At 34.0% G+C, this 16,871-nt stretch carries 12 protein-coding genes; 3 read left to right on the top strand and 9 right to left on the bottom strand.

Annotation, left to right across the window (positions count from 1 at the left end; genetic code table 11):
* Position 1: 1 nt before the first annotated feature.
* Positions 2-721: a hypothetical protein gene (locus EGI22_RS19385; RefSeq protein ID WP_255070104.1), complete on the bottom strand. Its 720-nt coding sequence runs from the start codon at positions 719-721 to the stop codon at positions 2-4.
* A gap of 335 nt (positions 722-1,056) precedes the next feature.
* On the opposite strand from EGI22_RS19385, the gene glyA reads away from it, so the two are divergent.
* The 3 genes from glyA (at position 1,057) to EGI22_RS19370 (ending at position 4,390) form a co-directional block, all read left to right on the top strand.
* Positions 1,057-2,349: a serine hydroxymethyltransferase gene (gene glyA, locus EGI22_RS19380; protein ID WP_255070103.1), complete on the top strand. Its 1,293-nt coding sequence runs from the start codon at positions 1,057-1,059 to the stop codon at positions 2,347-2,349.
* A gap of 101 nt (positions 2,350-2,450) precedes the next feature.
* Complete coding sequence (gene tatC, locus EGI22_RS19375; protein WP_255070102.1) at positions 2,451-3,308, top strand: twin-arginine translocase subunit TatC; 858 nt, start codon at positions 2,451-2,453, stop codon at positions 3,306-3,308.
* A complete protein-coding gene (locus EGI22_RS19370; protein WP_255070101.1) occupies positions 3,305-4,390 on the top strand; it encodes an AI-2E family transporter in 1,086 nt (361 codons plus the stop codon). Before tatC ends, EGI22_RS19370 begins: the two co-directional genes overlap by 4 nt.
* 10 nt (positions 4,391-4,400) lie before the next feature.
* Here the strand turns inward: EGI22_RS19370 and EGI22_RS19365 are convergent, their stop codons facing one another.
* The 8 genes from EGI22_RS19365 to EGI22_RS19330 form a co-directional block, all read right to left on the bottom strand.
* The gene (locus EGI22_RS19365; RefSeq protein ID WP_255070100.1) at positions 4,401-5,153 is read right to left on the bottom strand and encodes an RluA family pseudouridine synthase; all 753 of its coding nucleotides are present in this window, start codon (positions 5,151-5,153) and stop codon (positions 4,401-4,403) included.
* A 23-nt stretch (positions 5,154-5,176) separates the two neighbouring features.
* Positions 5,177-6,223 (bottom strand): cell wall metabolism sensor histidine kinase WalK, encoded by a 1,047-nt coding sequence (locus EGI22_RS19360; protein ID WP_255070099.1) that lies wholly within the window; start codon positions 6,221-6,223, stop codon positions 5,177-5,179.
* 59 nt (positions 6,224-6,282) lie between these two features.
* Positions 6,283-6,963 (bottom strand): response regulator transcription factor, encoded by a 681-nt coding sequence (locus tag EGI22_RS19355; protein WP_255070098.1) that lies wholly within the window; start codon positions 6,961-6,963, stop codon positions 6,283-6,285.
* 78 nt (positions 6,964-7,041) lie between these two features.
* Complete coding sequence (locus EGI22_RS19350; RefSeq protein ID WP_255070097.1) at positions 7,042-7,869, bottom strand: hypothetical protein; 828 nt, start codon at positions 7,867-7,869, stop codon at positions 7,042-7,044.
* A gap of 1 nt (position 7,870) precedes the next feature.
* A complete protein-coding gene (locus tag EGI22_RS19345) occupies positions 7,871-9,427 on the bottom strand; it encodes a trehalose synthase (RefSeq protein WP_255070096.1) in 1,557 nt (518 codons plus the stop codon).
* Between the two features lie 57 nt (positions 9,428-9,484).
* Positions 9,485-11,827: a prolyl oligopeptidase family serine peptidase gene (locus EGI22_RS19340; protein WP_255070095.1), complete on the bottom strand. Its 2,343-nt coding sequence runs from the start codon at positions 11,825-11,827 to the stop codon at positions 9,485-9,487.
* Entirely contained in the window at positions 11,824-13,314 is a 1,491-nt protein-coding gene (locus EGI22_RS19335; protein WP_255070094.1) for a VCBS repeat-containing protein, read from the bottom strand. Before EGI22_RS19335 ends, EGI22_RS19340 begins: the two co-directional genes overlap by 4 nt.
* A 1-nt stretch (position 13,315) precedes the next feature.
* A complete protein-coding gene (locus EGI22_RS19330) occupies positions 13,316-16,723 on the bottom strand; it encodes a VCBS repeat-containing protein (RefSeq protein ID WP_255070093.1) in 3,408 nt (1,135 codons plus the stop codon).
* Between the last annotated feature and the right edge of the window lie 148 nt (positions 16,724-16,871).

The raw sequence follows: 16,871 nt of genomic DNA, 5'->3' as shown, positions 1-16,871 counted from the left end.
ATCAGTTATTGGTTTGTAAAATATTATCAGACTTGCATTGGTATTTTATACCTCTGAAAATCAGCAAAATACTCAAATACATTATCAAATGTGAAATATCATTGTGATTAAACCATTTTGAAAAAGAAAGTTTCTGGTTGTGTACATATACTGTAAGAAAAGAAATAAAAAAACCGAAACTTATATATGCTTTATAAACCCAATTTTCAAAGTTCTTGGGGAAAAACACAATTACCAACTGCACCAAAGCAATAAAGGAATTTAATGCGACAACTCTGAAATCAAAAAAATAAAAAATTGAAGGAATAAATATTAGAAGCTGGGCAAGAGAAAGTGACAAAAATAAACTACGATGTTTAGGATTTTTCAGTTGTCTAAATGCAGCCGCCTGGGCATAAAAAATGGATAAACCTGCAAATATCTGCATCGATATCCACACAGAATCATACACCGTGCTTTTCTCCCTTTCAAAAATACTGTGTGCTATGGCACCTAACATGGTAGAAACACCTAAGAACAAGAAGAATTTCTGCCAATGACTTATAAAAATCACATTTACTTCAATTTTTTGTATTGAAAAGAAAAAATAGAAGCAACTAAAAGCCAAAAGTAAATCAGTCAGAGTAGTTACAGGCTCGTATATCAATGATGAAATATTCAAAGAAAAATCAAAAAGAATTGGCATATTAATGGGTTCATTGGGCAATTTCAATAAATTCAATAATCATTTAATTAAAAGAACTTATCAAATTTGGGTTTATATAGAATTAGGGTTTCATGGTATAATTTATAAAAATAGAATTATTTTTCGATATTTTCAAAAATACCCTTTAAATCATCAAAAAAAAGACTAAAAACTAAACCAATGTTAATTGCATAAAACATAAGGAAGGCTTTAGGAAATTCAATTCCTCTAAATCAATTACTGAACAATTTAAGAATTATTAGATTTAGACAACAAAAAAGCACAATATTCAAGTATTTCTTAGAAAGAAGTTTTAATTTTGCGGCTCAGAAAAATCGAGTAATAAATAATCTATAATTTAATATTAATCAATGTCAGTATTGAATTCTACGCCGAACAGAGATAATCAAATTTTTGATTTAATTCAAAAAGAGCATGATAGACAATTGCATGGAATTGAGCTAATTGCCTCAGAAAACTTCGTTTCACCTCAAGTAATGGATGCCGCAGGGAGCGTGCTAACTAACAAGTATGCCGAAGGATTGCCCGGGAAACGATACTATGGTGGCTGTGAGGTTGTAGACGAAATAGAACAAATAGCCATAGACAGACTTAAAGAATTATTTAATTTAACTTGGGCCAATGTTCAGCCTCATTCAGGTGCACAAGCAAACATGGCTGTTTTTATTGCTTGCTTAAAGCCTGGTGATAAAATCTTAGGATTTGACTTATCTCATGGTGGACATTTATCTCATGGTTCTCCTGTTAATATTTCTGGAAAATACTTCCAACCGTTTTTTTATGGCGTTGAAAAAGAAACTGGTCTAATAAATTGGGATAAAGTCGAAGAAACTGCGGTAAAAGAAAAACCAAAAATGATAATTTGTGGTGCTTCAGCTTATTCTAGAGACTGGGATTATGCACGTTTAAGAAATATTGCCGACAAAGTGGGTGCAATTTTACTAGCTGATATATCACATCCTGCAGGTTTAATTGCCAAAGGTCTTTTGGCAGATCCATTTGACCATTGTCATATTGTTACAACCACTACTCACAAGACGCTTCGTGGAACCAGAGGTGGAGTAATAATGATGAGAAATGATTTCGAAAATCCATTTGGAATCAGCACTGCCAAAGGCAAAATCAGATCTATGGCTTCTTTGTTAGATTCTGGTGTATTTCCTGGAACACAAGGTGGGCCATTAGAGCATATTATAGCGGCTAAAGCTGTTGCTTTTGGCGAAGCTTTAACGGAAAACTTTGGAAACTATGCCGTCCAAGTACAAAAAAATGCCAAAGTAATGGCTGAAGCATTTATGAACAAAGGTTACAAAGTAATCTCTGGCGGAACAGACAATCATTTGGCATTAATTGACTTAAGACCAAAAGGTTTAACTGGAAAATTGGCTGAAAACACTTTGATAAAAGCGGACATTACAGTTAACAAAAATATGGTTCCATTTGACGATGCTTCAGCAATGACTACATCCGGAATCAGAGTTGGAACTGCTGCAATGACTACAAGAGGCTTACAAGAAAATGACTTTGTGAGAGTTGTGGAAATGGTTGATAATGTGTTGATGAATCATGACAATGAGGCTATTATTAGTGATGTAAGAAATGAAGTAAATGAGTGGATGAAATGGTTTCCGCTTTTTAAATAAAATCAAAAAAAATATAATACCCCATCTGAATGTTTAGATGGGGTATTTTGTTTAAAATAAGTGTATAAAATTGTTACATTTGTAAAAAGAAAATTAAATAGATGCCTTTAGATCAAGCACCATATATAGATTACGACGATAACGAGGAAGAAAAAGGAGAAAAAGAGATGACTTTTATTGAGCATCTCGAGGAATTACGCTGGCACATCATAAGATCAGTCGCTGCAATTTTAGTTTTTATGATAATCGCATGGTTTTCTATGTCTTTTATTTTCAAAAACATTATTTTAGGCCCAGCAAGTCCTGACTTCTGGACATATAGAAAACTTTGTGAGCTTGGAAATTTAGTTGGTATACAAAGTCTTTGTGTCGATAAGCTTAATTTCTCTTTAATGAGTCGCGAAGTCTCTGGTCAATTTATGATGGCATTGACTGCTTCTGCTATAATAGGTCTACTTTTTGCATTTCCTTATGTTTTTTGGGAAATATGGAGATTTATAAAACCAGGACTAAAAATAACTGAGAAAAAAGCAGCAACTGGCTCTGTTTTTTATGTTACAGCCTTGTTTTTCATTGGTGTTTTATTCGGATATTATATTGTAGCCCCTTTTGCAATAAACTTTTTGGTAAATTTCCAAATTGACCCTAGTATAGAAAATCAATTTGATATTCAGTCATATATATCTATTTTGGCTACATTGACATTAGCATGTGGGGTTACATTCCAGCTTCCTATGGCCATTTTGGTTTTAACCAAAATTGGGGTTGTGACGCCAGCGTTTCTAAAAGAGTACCGTAAACATTCAATTGTTGTAATATTGATTGTGGCTGCCATTATCACTCCTTCTCCAGATATGATAAGCCAAATAGTGGTGGCTATACCTCTATATTTTTTATATGAAGTAAGTATTGTGGTTTCTCAAAGAATCTATAAGCAAAAACTTCAGGAAGCCGAATGAGGTATATAAAAAATAACATCCCGAGTGTTCAAAATGCTGCTTACAGCCTGATAATTTTGGTGATTGTTATTTTTGCAATGTCAATATTAAAAGACGTCGTTATTCCTTTTATAATTGCGGGTTTAATTTCATTTTTGCTATTTCCGGTATGTCAGTTTTTGGAAAATCATAAAATTCCAAGGCCTATTGCTATTTTGATTTCCATTTTTCTAACACTTTCGATATTAACCTTAATTGGCTATTTTTCGTATACCCAAATAATCCAATTGGAGAGTTTACTCCCTCAAATAGAAGAAAAAGGAATAGTGTGGATTGCGGATATTGAAAGGTTCTTAAGACATAATTTTAATTTTAATCAGACTCAATTAATAGCTGAAAGTAAAAAATATTTAACAGAAATATTAAAAAATAGTACAACTATTATAGGTCAAACGCTAAGTACAACTTCTGGATTTCTTATAAACCTTTCTCTTTTACCACTTTACATTTTTCTTTTTTTATTATATAGAGATTTTTTAGTAACTTTTGTGTATCTCTTAATGAGAAAAAGCAGCAAACATGCTATTTCTCAGACTATTAACAAAATAAATGGAGTAGTTAGAAACTATATTGTTGGATTACTTTTAGTTATCTTAATTATAGGTATATTAAACACTTCTTCCCTTTATTTATTGGGCATCGAAAACGCTCTTTTCTTTGGCTTTTTTGCTTCATTTTTAGTTTTAATACCTTACATAGGTATTGCAATAGGCTCAGCTTTGCCAATTATAGTTGCACTGATTACAAAAGATTCCTATTGGTATGCTGTTGGCGTAGGAGCTTCTTTTGGTGTAATTCAATTTTTAGAGGGCAATTTCATTACCCCATACATTGTTGGCAATAAAGTAAGCATCAACTCCTTAGCTGCAATTATTTCTCTTTTACTTTTTGCCAACCTTTGGGGCATAAGTGGATTAGTACTTGCCTTGCCTTTGACCGCAATCATAAAAGTGGTATTCGATTCTACTGATTCTTTAAAGGCTTGGGGTTTTCTTTTAGGCGACGCAGACCACGAAGAAGTTAAAAAGAATTTTCAAAGATAAAACCGAATATTTATCTAGCGAATTTTTCCAATTGATTTACCAATACTTGGAAATCGTTAGGATATTCCGCTGTAGCTTCAATCTTTTCTCCGTTTACATCTAAAAACTTAATGGTATGTGCATGCAATGCCACTCTTTTAATTAGCGGAAGTTCCTCAGTTTCATTTTTCAAATTAAACTTCCTTTTAATGTCTGACAAAAAAACCATTTCTCCTCCATAGGTAGGATCACAAACGATTGGAGCTTTTAAACACTGCAAATGGACTCTAATTTGATGCATCCTACCAGTTATGGGCATACATTTGACCAGAGTGTGTCTCGTATATTTTTTAATGGTAAAAAACAATGTTTCAGCTAATTTACCTCTCAATTTATCAATTCTAACAGCGGTGCCATCCTTTAAAGGAGCAATGGGCAAAAACACCGAAATACTGTCCAAGTCATGTAGACCATTTACTACCGCGTGATATTCTTTCTGAACTTCGCGGTGCTCAAATTGCATGGCAAGGTTTCTATAAGCTTCAGGATTCTTTGCTAATACCAATGCTCCAGAAGTTTCTTTATCTAATCTATGACAAAGTTGTATGTCACCAAATGCCTCTCTAGCAAGTTTTAATATACTCAAAGATCTATCTGCTGTACGCTCATCTAAAGAAGGAACAAACGGAGGTTTATTGATTATAACATAATTGTCATTTTCAAAAATCACTAAATCCGTAAAAACTAAATTTTTTGGTGGCTTTTTAAACCTGCTTAAGTCCATTGTATCTGTATTTGGACTGCAATTTACGCAAATTCCTTGGGTGGTTTAGTCAAATGAAAGGTAAATCTTGTGCCTTTGTCTATTTTCGAAGTTACACTTATCACTGAATCGTGGGCATTTAATATATGTTTAACGATGGCCAGACCCAAACCAGTCCCGCCAGTTTCTCTTGATCGACTTTTATCCACTCTATAGAATCTTTCGAAAATCCGTGGTAATTGGTCTTGTGGAATCCCTGGTCCATTGTCCTCTACAGAGATTTCAACATTCCTGTTCTCTATTTTAAGTTCCAAAACTACTTTGCCATTGTCTTTTCCATATTTTATGGCATTCTCGACCAGGTTTGTCAAAACTTGAGAAAGCCTTTGTTTATCTCCAAAAACAAAACATTCTTCCTTTTCCTTAGGCTTTAAAACCAATTCCGTATTTCGCTTGTTGGCTTTATTTTCTAATTGTTCGAAGATTTCTTTTATCACCTCCACAATATTAAAACTATCGAAATGCATCTTTAAATCTCCAGTTTCAACTTGGGACAAAACCACCAAATCCCTCACCAATACATCCAAACCATCAAGACTTTTAGCAGCTTTTTTTAAGAACCTAACCGCAACTTCGGGGTCATCTATGGCTCCATCAATTAATGTATGTACAAAGCCCTGAGCTGCAAAAATCGGTGTTTTAAGTTCATGAGAAACATCAGCAAGAAACTCTCGTCTAAAAATCTCCATTCGCTTCAACTCACCTATTTCTTCTTCTTTTTTGCTTACATAGTTAGAAATCTCCCTGTTAAGTTTTTTCAGTGGGTTTACACTTCTTAGCAAGGATTTTCTTGAGATATCAAAATCCCGAATTTTAAGTTTTTGAATAGAAACATAGATTTGATTTACCTCTCTAAATACTAGAAGGTCAACGATATAGTAGGTAAAAAAGAAGGTCGAAAAAAAACTTGAAATGCCTGCTACAAATAGTACGCCACTATCAGCTGCAGGAACAAAGCTCAAAAAAGCTACTACGATGCTCGTAACCAATAAAGAAGTAAAAAGCGATATCCACCTCGGTGATAAAAACATAGGCAAAGTTTACATAGCGAAATTGTAGGATTTATAACAAAAAAACAAGCATTTGCCTGTTATTCTGTTTTAAACATGTAGCCAACACCTTTGAGTGTACCTATATATTTGTCTCCTATTTTTTCCCGGACTTTTCTAATATGTACGTCAATCGTACGCTCAACAACAAAAATATCAGAGCCCCAAATCTTTTGTAATAAGCTATCTCTTGATTGAACTTTGTTAGGAACAGTTGCCAAATAATACAAAATTTCAAACTCTTTTTTAGGTAAAATAACTATCGAGCCATCCTCTTTGGTGACAGAATAATTTTCTTTATTAATTCTTAATCCTGCAATTTCTAGAATTCCATCAACTACATTTTTCTGAGTTTCTTTTCTAAAAAAGGCATTTATTCTACTTACTAGAGCCCTTGGTTTAATAGGCTTGGTTAAATAATCGTCGGCACCTGCATCGAATGCGGCAACTTCAGAGTATTCTTCAGCACGAGCAGTGAGGTAGATAACATAAATATGCTTAAGACTCTCAGTATTTTTGATGATTTTACCAGCTTCTATGCCATCCATCACGGGCATCATAATATCCATCAAGATGAGGTCAGGCATAAAACTTTTAGCAACTTTTATACCTTCCAGTCCATTAACAGCTGATTTTACCTCGTAATTTTCCTTACTTAGATTATAAATCAAAAGTTCTAGTATGTCTAAATCGTCGTCAATGACAAGTACTTTTTTAGCCATATTAATTTTTTGTTAAACGAACGTTAATTTTACAGCACAAAAGTAAGCTTTGTTAAATAGAGGTATGTTAAGTCAGTGTTAAATTTCTATGCTGAATATCTTACGTTGTTCATTAGAAAAAATAATTTTGTGGTCGTTTTCAAACACTACAGCCTCTGTTTGGTTCTTTCCTATTTTTATGCACTTTTGAGGCGATTTGAAATTGATTTGTCCATCAATAATATTGTATATCATCAGTTTACCATAGGTAATAAGTGCAAACTTAGAACCATCCGGACTAATATCGGCTCCAGTAACTTGGGATTTAAAATAGGTCTGAGCTATAGGTAAAACCTCATATTCACCAGGACTATCGGGTAAAACATAAAGTTTGGTAAGTTTTTTCCCTTTGTTCCAACTTTTGGTAAAAAGATAAAGAGAGTCATTTTTCCAGAAAAAAGCTTCACAATCAAAAATTAAATTCGAAGAATCTGCCGGTGTTTGATCTGCGTATTTAAACTTGATTTTTTCTACGCCGTAATAATTTCTTTTATAGATTGTTAGGTCTTTCCTTCTGTTAGAATTATTCCCGAAATCTCCAATATAAATATTCCCTTTATTGTCTTTTGCCAAATCCTCCCAGTCAACATTTATGGCACCTGGCACATCCAATGTATCAAACATTAAACCTTCGGCATTAACCATATATAGCTCAGGATTCCCACCAGAATCATTATGCGTCCAATAAAAACCATCTTGCCATGCTTTGCTTAAACCCGAATTTTCACCAATGCAAACCGGAAACTTCCCTGTCTTAGAAATATTAATACGACTTTTTTCAAAAAAAGATGTTTTATGTTCATAGTTACATGAACAAGTTGCGGTTTTTAAAGCAAACAAAAACAAATAAAGTTTATAAATAATCATTTTACCTATTCAGTTTTTCTATCTCTAAAATTACATCTAAAATTCCTTTTAGCGGTATTTTGACCCAACTTGGTCTGTAGTTTAATTCATAGCCTAATTCGTATACTGATTTCTCTAGCAAATGAAATTGTAATAAATAATTAATTTCATTGTTATTTTTTAAAAGCGGGTGTAATGGCCCAAAATACGTCATGTATTCATCGAGATAGGTATCTCGCATTAATCTATACCATCTATCAGTAGCTCTTTGCAAAACTTTCTCATTCAAAGACTTGGTTTCTGGACTGTTAAATAACTTAGCCGAAACTGCATAATGATAAGATCTAATCATCCCAGCAACATCTTTAAGTGGTGAATGCTTGACTTTTCTACTTGAAATAGTACTCTCTGGTTCGCCCTCAAAATCAATAATAACTAGGTCTTCTTTACAAACCAAAACCTGCCCCAAATGATAATCTCCATGAATTCTGGTTCTAAATGATTCTATTGGCCTTGTTAATATTTGATCTACAAAATCTAAGATAATGTCTTTGGCTTCCATAAACTTCCAAGCCAGTATCTGCGATTGCTCGTCTAAAGAAAGATAATTTTCTGTCAATATATTATAGCGGTGTTCTAATAAGTCCTCAACTTTTTGATGGATAAATCTTCTGTAAGGTCTATCAAAAATATCTGCTCTAAATCCTTCTTCACAATTAATATTAAAAAGGGCATCGTGCATTTGGGCTGTTCGTTGACCAAGTAAACCCACTTTTTCGAAAACATTTTCCTTAATTTGGAAATTACCATCTACAAAAGCGAACATAAAATCGTTGAGATAATCTCCCGTTTTTGACCAGTTGTCTTTTTCGTTGGCTATAACCTCAACCAGCAATCCGATAGTGATGTCACTTTCCAACTTCTTCTCTAAAGTTACACTTCCACAATACCTCGGAATGTTTTTAAAATCAGAGTTTTGGGTAATAAACTGCACCATCTCTACCTCAGGATTGGTCTCTGCGAAAAGCTTGCGATACAATTTAAAAAAATACTTACCTCCAAACACAAAGGCTGTATTACTTGAATCTATATCAGGAATTATGCTATCAATTGCTGTTTCGTCTTCTAAGCCCTTTCCTCTTTCAAAAACCAGATGATCGTTTGTAATCTGTAGTATATTTTGGCTATTGACAATATTATGAAAAATAGCTTCTCTAAATGCAGGATCAAAAACGGCTTCAACTAAATATCCTTCTTTTTCCTCTAAACTTGCGGGCGTTATGATTGCTTCACTAGGTAAACCTTCAATATCATCCGCCACAAACGAAAGAGGAAACATGTAGGTTTCAGTGTCACCTTCAGGATATTTCACATTAATAAACGCAAAGAAATATTGAGATTCCTCATAATTCATCCTTATTACTTGGGAAATTTTAAGTCGCCAATTTTTGCGAGCTTTTCCTGCAAACCAACGGCAGCCAATAAAATAATTCGGCAAAAGATTGTCTTCTAAAACAGTATGAACATATTTATCTTTTTCAAATCCTTCCCAGTCGAGCAGTAAAACGAATTTAGACATATTTTTTGTCAAGTATTTTCCAACAAATTACTATTTCCTAAGATAATAAAAAAGGATTTATTTCAATTTCTCCTCGAAAAGCTTCAGTATTCTTTTATATTCATCTGTCCATGAGCTCGGCTCCACAAAACCGTGGTCTTCCATAGGATAAGAGGCCATTGACCAATTGTCTTTTTTCAGCTCAATAAGCCTTTGACTTAGCCTTACAACATCCTGATAATGAACATTTACATCCACCACACCATGACAAATCAAAAGGTTGTTTTTCAAGCCATCTGCAAAATAAATTGGTGAACTTCTGTGGTAAGCTATGCTGTCTGTTTGAGGTGTATTTAGGATGTTAGAAGTATATCCGTGATTGTAAGCAGCCCAGTCAGTAACAGGCCTAAGTGCAGCCCCAGCCTTAAAAACATCAGGAGTTGTAAACAATGCCATCAATGTTATAAAGCCTCCATAGGACCCGCCGTAAATCCCTATTTTCTTTGCGTCCACGCCATAGTTTTTGATTAAAAACTTAGTAGCATCTACTTGGTCAGATAAATCTTTACCCCCCATATATCTATAAATTCCCGTTCTTACATCTCTACCATAGCCAGCAGAAGCTCTATAATCTATATCGAAAACGGTATAACCAAGGTCAGTAAGCAAATTATGGAACATATATTCTCTAAAATAATTGCTCCACCACTTATGGGCATTCTGCAAATATCCCGCTCCATGAACAAAAATCACCGCAGGTTTTCCTTTAGCTTTTGCAATTTTCGCATCAGGCTCATATAATCTACCGTAAATTTCTTGCCCATCTTCAGCTTTAAAAGTAATAACCTTAGGGTCTCTCCAAGCGTAAGCTTCAAATTCCTTTGTCAATGAATTCGTTAATTTTTCGGCCTTTGCTCCTGCATCATTTTTTTGCAAATACAATTCCCAAGGCTTATTTGAATACGAATATCTAATTGCTAGATATTTCTCATCAGGTGAAATCGTCACATCATTTGACCCGGTCATGTTAGTTATTTTTTTCATTTCACCTCCATTTACCGAAAGATGATAGAAATGTTGCTCACCTGGATGAACTTCGTTTGTGGTTACATAAAACTTAGACTTATCAACAGAAAGCTCAACTTTTAGAACTTCGAATTTACCATTTGTTAAAGCCTGTTTTTTGTTTGAAACTAAGTCCATTTTGTATAAATGAGAATAACCAGTTTCTTCACTTTGGAAATAAATCGTATTTTCATCTAAAAAGCCTAAAGTACTTGCAAAATTCGAAATCCCAGGCCCTCCTATCCATGCCTCATCTCTTTGATGATCTATACTTTTAGTTTTACCAGAGGCCAAATCAACCTCTACAATCCATCTATCTTTATGATCTATTGTTCTAGCCTCGGCTATTAACTTAGTGCCTAAAGGTGACCAAACAAAGTTATAAAATTGCACTTCCCTTCCTTTTGCTTTCGTAGCACTATCAATTTTTGGATAATCTTTAAAGAATTCCGGAAATGTATTTAAACCTGGCAAACCTTTGCTCGAAAGTTTAAAAACCGTATCTGCCGCTATACAATAAATATATGCCGAACTTGAATTTTGAGGAGACCCTACCTTATTTCTGGCAGGAATATCCGTAGTGTATCCAGAGTTAGTTACATAGTTTGGCACTATAGTACTTTTCTGATTTTTGGGAGTTTCTATTAAACTATAAGCTATAAAATCACTATTTGGACTTATATTAACATTTGAGAGTCTATTATCTTCTAAGTAAATCTTTTTGGGTCCTTTAGGCTCAGGATTATTTTTTTTGCTTTCTTTTTCCTTGGTTTTTCTTTCCGTAAGAACTTCGAATAAAGCCATCTGGTCTTTTTCCAACCAAGCCTCTTCTTCTGTTTTTTTCTTTTCTGAGGACTTTGAGCCAGATTTAAAATCTGTCAATTGCTCTACCGAACCATTCACAATATTTTGAGCATAAACATTTTGGTTTTTTACAAATAAAATTGACTGCCCATCTACAGAAAACGAAGGCCTAGATTCGATATCCACCGTTTTTGTAATTCTTAACGTTGTATTGGTTTGTGGATAATATAAATACAAGTCACCGTCTTTGGCGTAAACTTTATTCGTATAATCTAAATTATATTTACCCTCAGCGGTTAAAGTCAAGCGATCTTTCTTTGAGACTTTCTCTGTTTTTTTTGATTTCAAAGAATAATTATATAACGAATCTCCCAAGTTCTTTTCCGGATTCCATTTAAAATAAATGCTTTTACTGTCATCCGACCATGAGATCTCAGATGGTGAAGTACCGATCCATTTCGGGTCTTGCATTATTTTCTCTACCGTAAGTTTGCTTTGGGAGAATGCAGTAAAAAAACACAGATTTAAAAAAAGTAAAATTTTGATTTTCATTTGTTTTTTGAAGTTTTAGGGTTCAATTTGTTTTCTAAAATCACAACAGAATTGATTTTTGAGGGCGTTTTTCTGTCTCTATTAAACGCCCCGAGAACCAAGTCTATATCGCCATCTCCATCAAAATCACCCTTATCCATAGTGAGCCACTTTTCGTTGGAAATGTTCTTTTTAGATTTAATATTAAAATTAAAGTTTTTTGTTTGTTCAAAATAAAGAAATCCCTCTTTCTTTTTATCGTCAGGAAAAAAAGAAATTATAGCCATATCAAAATCACCATCTTGATCAAAATCCTCTACAAGAACTTTTGAAGCACCATTTATTGGGTAAAAATACTTTTCCGAAAAATTCATTTTACCATCATTAATAAATATCCTAAGTCCGTGATAAGGTTTTTTTACGATCGACAAATCTGCATTGTCGCCATTGGTATAAACAAAATCAAGATAGCCGTCATTGTTTAAATCTTTCACCACAAAATAACTCGAACCATAAACCGGCGGAAAACGCAACAAAGGTTTCATTTCAAACGCTCCTTTTCCAATGTTTTTAAAAAAAACAATAGACTCCCTTCCTTGCGTCATTAATGCCAAAATGTCTTTTTTCCCGTCTTTGTCAAAGTCAACAAAATATACGACTCTAGCACCAGGTTCATTTAAAAGCAGATTTTCTTCAAAGGTTTTTCCATCGTACCAGACCAAACTTCCGAGCAAATTTCCAAAATTTGAAACTATAAAATCCTCTGTTCCGTCTTCATTCACATCTGCTAAGACTAGATTAACAGGTCTATGCATTTTATCTTTTAAAACCTTCCCACTGGCTAACAATCTTCCTTCAGATAAATCAGAAGGGTTCAAAATCCCTACTTCCAATTCAACCCTTCCTAAATTATTATGAAATCCAAAATCCACATTTGGGCTCTTTGTTTTCACAGAGTCAATTTTTTTTGAACCCATTTGAAAACTATAAATCGAACTTTTTAGAGCAGAGCCCACAAATATTTTCTTACTCAAAGAATCAAATTTGGTCATCACAATCTCTTGAGCATTTATTTTTTGGGGACTTGCAGCAAATAAATCCAAGTCTGTGGTAATGTGCGTAGGGGTACTTTTAAGATTTTCTGGAGCATTATCTTCATAATACTTTACGATTTTCTCCCAATCCTCTTTTACAATCAAAGGCTTATCAGGATAAATTCCAGATTCCATTATCACCATCATTTCAGTATTCTGATGTGACATCATCTCTTGCATAAAATCTCCTTGCCCTAATCGCAAAGCCATTTTAGGCAATACGCCTTTTAACCAAATCTCTTTGGGCAACAAATCGGCTTCAGGGAAAACATGACAGCTGGCACAATGAATTTTCGCCAACTCTTCCCCACTTAGTCCAGAAGGCTTAGCATTAAAAGTTTCACTTATTTTTTTTGAAGTGCAGCTAAAAATAAAGAAATAAAGAAATAAAATTGAGACTATGCCTTTGTGCATTTCAATTTACCTTTAAATTTTTAGCATTTGCAGGAAGTACAATATACCTGCTAGATTGGCCTAAATAAGACGAACCAAAATTCAATTCTTTTTTTGTGGTTTTACCATTGATTTGGTAAGTATAACTCCTATTTTTCGAGTTCAGACCAATATTTTGCTTTATCAAAGGAGTTTTAAAAACTTTTAAAGTGCCTCTATTTTGGGACGCAAAAATACAAATCTCACCTTTTGCATTGCTAATGGTCACAGAAGACTTGGCATCTTTTGGCACATAATATCCTGAATTGGAAACATTAACAAATTCACCATTCCCTTTCCCTTTTAAGAAAAATCCATTTGATGCGTCTAATCTTCCCATAGAGGTTTCATTACCAAAATTATTCCCAGAAATCAGCAAATCTTGAAAACCGTCCTGATCAAAATCTTCCACTAAAATACCGTTCACAGGACTAAATTGTGCTTGAATAGGTAATTCCCTAATTTCAAACTTGCCTCCACCAAGATTCATAATTACCAAAGATTTGGTATAATTTAATTCCAACTCTTGGGCACCTTTTTTCTCTTCTTTTGTCAGTAAATTGTCGTAATTGGCATTCGCAAATTCTTTGTAAGAAACAAATCTCGATCGAGTAGCATTTAGTTGCTTATTTACGTCGTCTTTCCCATTGTAAGGTACCAAAACCTTTTTCTTATTTAGGTCTTGAAAATAAATAAAAGGAATGATGTCATAATTACCATTATTATCAAAATCTTTAGCAATTACCTTCACAGGTTCTTTTTTTGTCCCTTTAAACAAGGTATTTAGCCCTACATTTCCCAAAACGTAATCTATGTCTCCATCATTGTCAAAATCTCCACTATTGGCCGAAGTCCACAATCCTTTGAGATTTTCAAGACCTGTATTTTTTAATTCTGTAAGCTTTCCTTTATTATTTTTAAATAATCGCGGAGCAGCCCATTCTCCAGCAACTAAAAGATCCATCCAACCGTCATTGTCAAAATCAGTCCAAAGTACATCACAGATTAAGCCTAAATCTTTTAGTTCAGGCAATTTCAAATCCGTAAATTTCGCAAGTCCATTTCCCGAATCATTGCGTAGCAAATAAGAATCTGTGAATTTTGGATATTGACCAGGGACATTCCTACCTGCTACAAATAAATCTAAATCACCATCATTATCAAAGTCTGTTGCTCTTACACAAGATGTACTCGTTGCGAATTGTGGAAGTATCTGTTTGTTTTCAGAAAAACCACCTTTCCCGTCATTTAAATATATTATGTCTTGAAAAGATTTATCATTGGGTTGACCTTCACTCCCACCTCTACAGATGTACAAATCCAGGTCTCCGTCTCCATCCGCATCAAAAAGCAAGGAACCCAAGTCGTCAGATAGTTTTTCCGATGATTCTTCCTGATCATTTAAATATTTTTTTAAATATTCGCCATTCTGTTGTTGTAGAAAAAACAAACCATTGAAGGTCTTTCCACCTCCCATAAATACATCTTCAAGTCCGTCGCCATTGACATCACCCACGCTCATTCCAGGCCCTAGTTCAGACAATTTAAATGGCAATAAATTCTGAATATTGTAGTCAATAAAGTCCAACTCTTTATGAAGGAAATCTACATGGGTTTGATCTGTTATATCTTGAAACAATTCATTCTTTGGTTCTGATGCATGAACAGTCAGCTTATTTGCATTTTTGATATTTAAAACCATTAATTGATCCTTTTGAGGATTATTAATAATCTGAGACATTCCATTGTACCATTGAATCTCTAGAGACTTGATTTTCTTTGCCCCAATCCCAAAATGAACCAGTGGCTCAACGCTAGACAAATAACCACGGTAAGGGTTGTTTTCATGAATGATTTTCTCTCCATCTTCAAACTCCAAAATGGCCACAGTTCCTATTCCGTTTTTGTTTTTAGCATCCCCTTCAAATCTAAGTCTTAGATAATGACTTTCTTTGTTTTTGTCAGTTTCTATTAAAGTATTTTTAAAAACAAAAGCCGAATCGTTGATATTGTTTACTATATAATCCAAATCACCGTCATTGTCTAAGTCAGCATAAACCGCCCCGTTTGAAAAAGAAGGAATATCCAAGCCCCATTTTTCGGTTACATCTTCAAATTGCAAATTTCCTGTATTTCTAAAAGCATAATTGCTGATTTTTACTACGGGTATTTGGTCTAATATAAACTGACGAGCAGCTAATTTTTCTGCCTCATTTCTGAAAGATGTAAAATCTCTGTCTGTCACATCTTTTGGAAAACCATTCGTAATTAACAAATCCCGATTACCATCATTATCAAAATCCGCCAAAGAAGGTGTCCAACTCCAATCTGTCTCTGCCACACCTGCCAGAAGACTGATTTCGCTAAACATCGGCTGGTTTTGTTTATTTACACCATTATTGAGCTGCAGCGTATTTCTCATGTATTGGTAATTGATACCAAATTCATTGTAAAGATTATAGGTTTGATAATTTGTAGCTCCTGTCAACACTTTCTTTCTGTAATTTGATTTGGCCAGCATATCCACAGCAAAAATATCCAAATTCCCGTCATTATTGATGTCTGCAATATCGTTACCCATAGCCGAATTACTTGTGTGTTTTAGTAATTTAGCAGCCATGTCCACAAATTTTCCTTTGCCATCATTGATATAAAATAAGTCATCAGATAGGTAATCGTTGGTTACATAAATATCTTTCCAACCATCTTGGTTAATATCGCAAATATTCAGGCCTAAACCATAACCTTCAATTGAAATCCCTGCTTCTTTGGAAATATTTGTATAAACAGGATGATTAAGTTTTTCATCCCAATCACATCTATAAAAACGGTCCGTATTAGGGTTAGTACCATCAACCATCTTTTCTCTAAACTGATTGGGATATAGATCAATTACATTTGTTAAAACATACAGATCCAAATCTCCATCATTGTCATAATCAAAAAATGCAGCATTTTCAGAATGTCCATCATCATTGACCCCATACTCTTCTGCCATTTCTTTAAAAACAGGTATCCCATCTTCTATACCTTGATTAACATACAGCAAATTTTGTCGTTCAGTGTCAATTTTTTTCACAGTTGCGGCTACATAAACATCCATCCAACCATCGTTGTTAATGTCAACTACCACTACTCCTGCACACCACCTCCCTTTTCCATCTATCCCAGCCTTTTCAGATATATCGTCAAATTTAAAAGAGCCTTTATTAAGGTATAATTTGTTTTTGACTTGGTTTCCACTAAAGAAAACATCTTGCAAACCATCATTATTAAAATCAGCAATTCCAACCCCAGAACCATTATATACATATTCAAAGTCAAGGATATTCATTGAATCATTCTCGGTGATTCTGTTAGCAAACAAAACTCCAGTATCTTTTGCCTCCATTTTTTCAAAAAGCGTTTGCTCTTTACAGGCAGAGAAAAACAACAAAAAACTAAAAAGAATTAAAAAATAGAACCGCATTAAATTGAAAAATTTATGATACCCAAAAATAACAAAAAAAGGGCAGAAGCTTTGCTTCTACCCTTTTTTT

Origin of the sequence: Lacihabitans sp. LS3-19, from assembly GCF_024343575.1 — a bacterium.
Classification (GTDB): domain Bacteria; phylum Bacteroidota; class Bacteroidia; order Cytophagales; family Spirosomataceae; genus Leadbetterella.
The sequence above is the reverse complement of the archived record's forward strand: the minus strand, read 5'-3'. Positions and strand labels throughout refer to the sequence as shown.

Bases quoted from the DNA above. Each gene is read 5' to 3' on its own strand.
- glyA (WP_255070103.1), top strand. From the start codon at position 1,057: ATGTCAGTATTGAATTCTACGCCGAACAGAGATAATCAAATTTTTGAT.
- tatC (WP_255070102.1), top strand. From the start codon at position 2,451: ATGCCTTTAGATCAAGCACCATATATAGATTACGACGATAACGAGGAA.
- EGI22_RS19370 (WP_255070101.1), top strand. From the start codon at position 3,305: ATGAGGTATATAAAAAATAACATCCCGAGTGTTCAAAATGCTGCTTAC.
- EGI22_RS19365 (WP_255070100.1), bottom strand. From the start codon at position 5,153: ATGGACTTAAGCAGGTTTAAAAAGCCACCAAAAAATTTAGTTTTTACG.
- EGI22_RS19360 (WP_255070099.1), bottom strand. From the start codon at position 6,223: ATGTTTTTATCACCGAGGTGGATATCGCTTTTTACTTCTTTATTGGTT.
- EGI22_RS19355 (WP_255070098.1), bottom strand. From the start codon at position 6,963: ATGGCTAAAAAAGTACTTGTCATTGACGACGATTTAGACATACTAGAA.
- EGI22_RS19350 (WP_255070097.1), bottom strand. From the start codon at position 7,869: ATGATTATTTATAAACTTTATTTGTTTTTGTTTGCTTTAAAAACCGCA.
- EGI22_RS19345 (WP_255070096.1), bottom strand. From the start codon at position 9,427: ATGTCTAAATTCGTTTTACTGCTCGACTGGGAAGGATTTGAAAAAGAT.
- EGI22_RS19340 (WP_255070095.1), bottom strand. From the start codon at position 11,827: ATGAAAATCAAAATTTTACTTTTTTTAAATCTGTGTTTTTTTACTGCA.
- EGI22_RS19335 (WP_255070094.1), bottom strand. From the start codon at position 13,314: ATGCACAAAGGCATAGTCTCAATTTTATTTCTTTATTTCTTTATTTTT.
- EGI22_RS19330 (WP_255070093.1), bottom strand. From the start codon at position 16,723: ATGGAGGCAAAAGATACTGGAGTTTTGTTTGCTAACAGAATCACCGAG.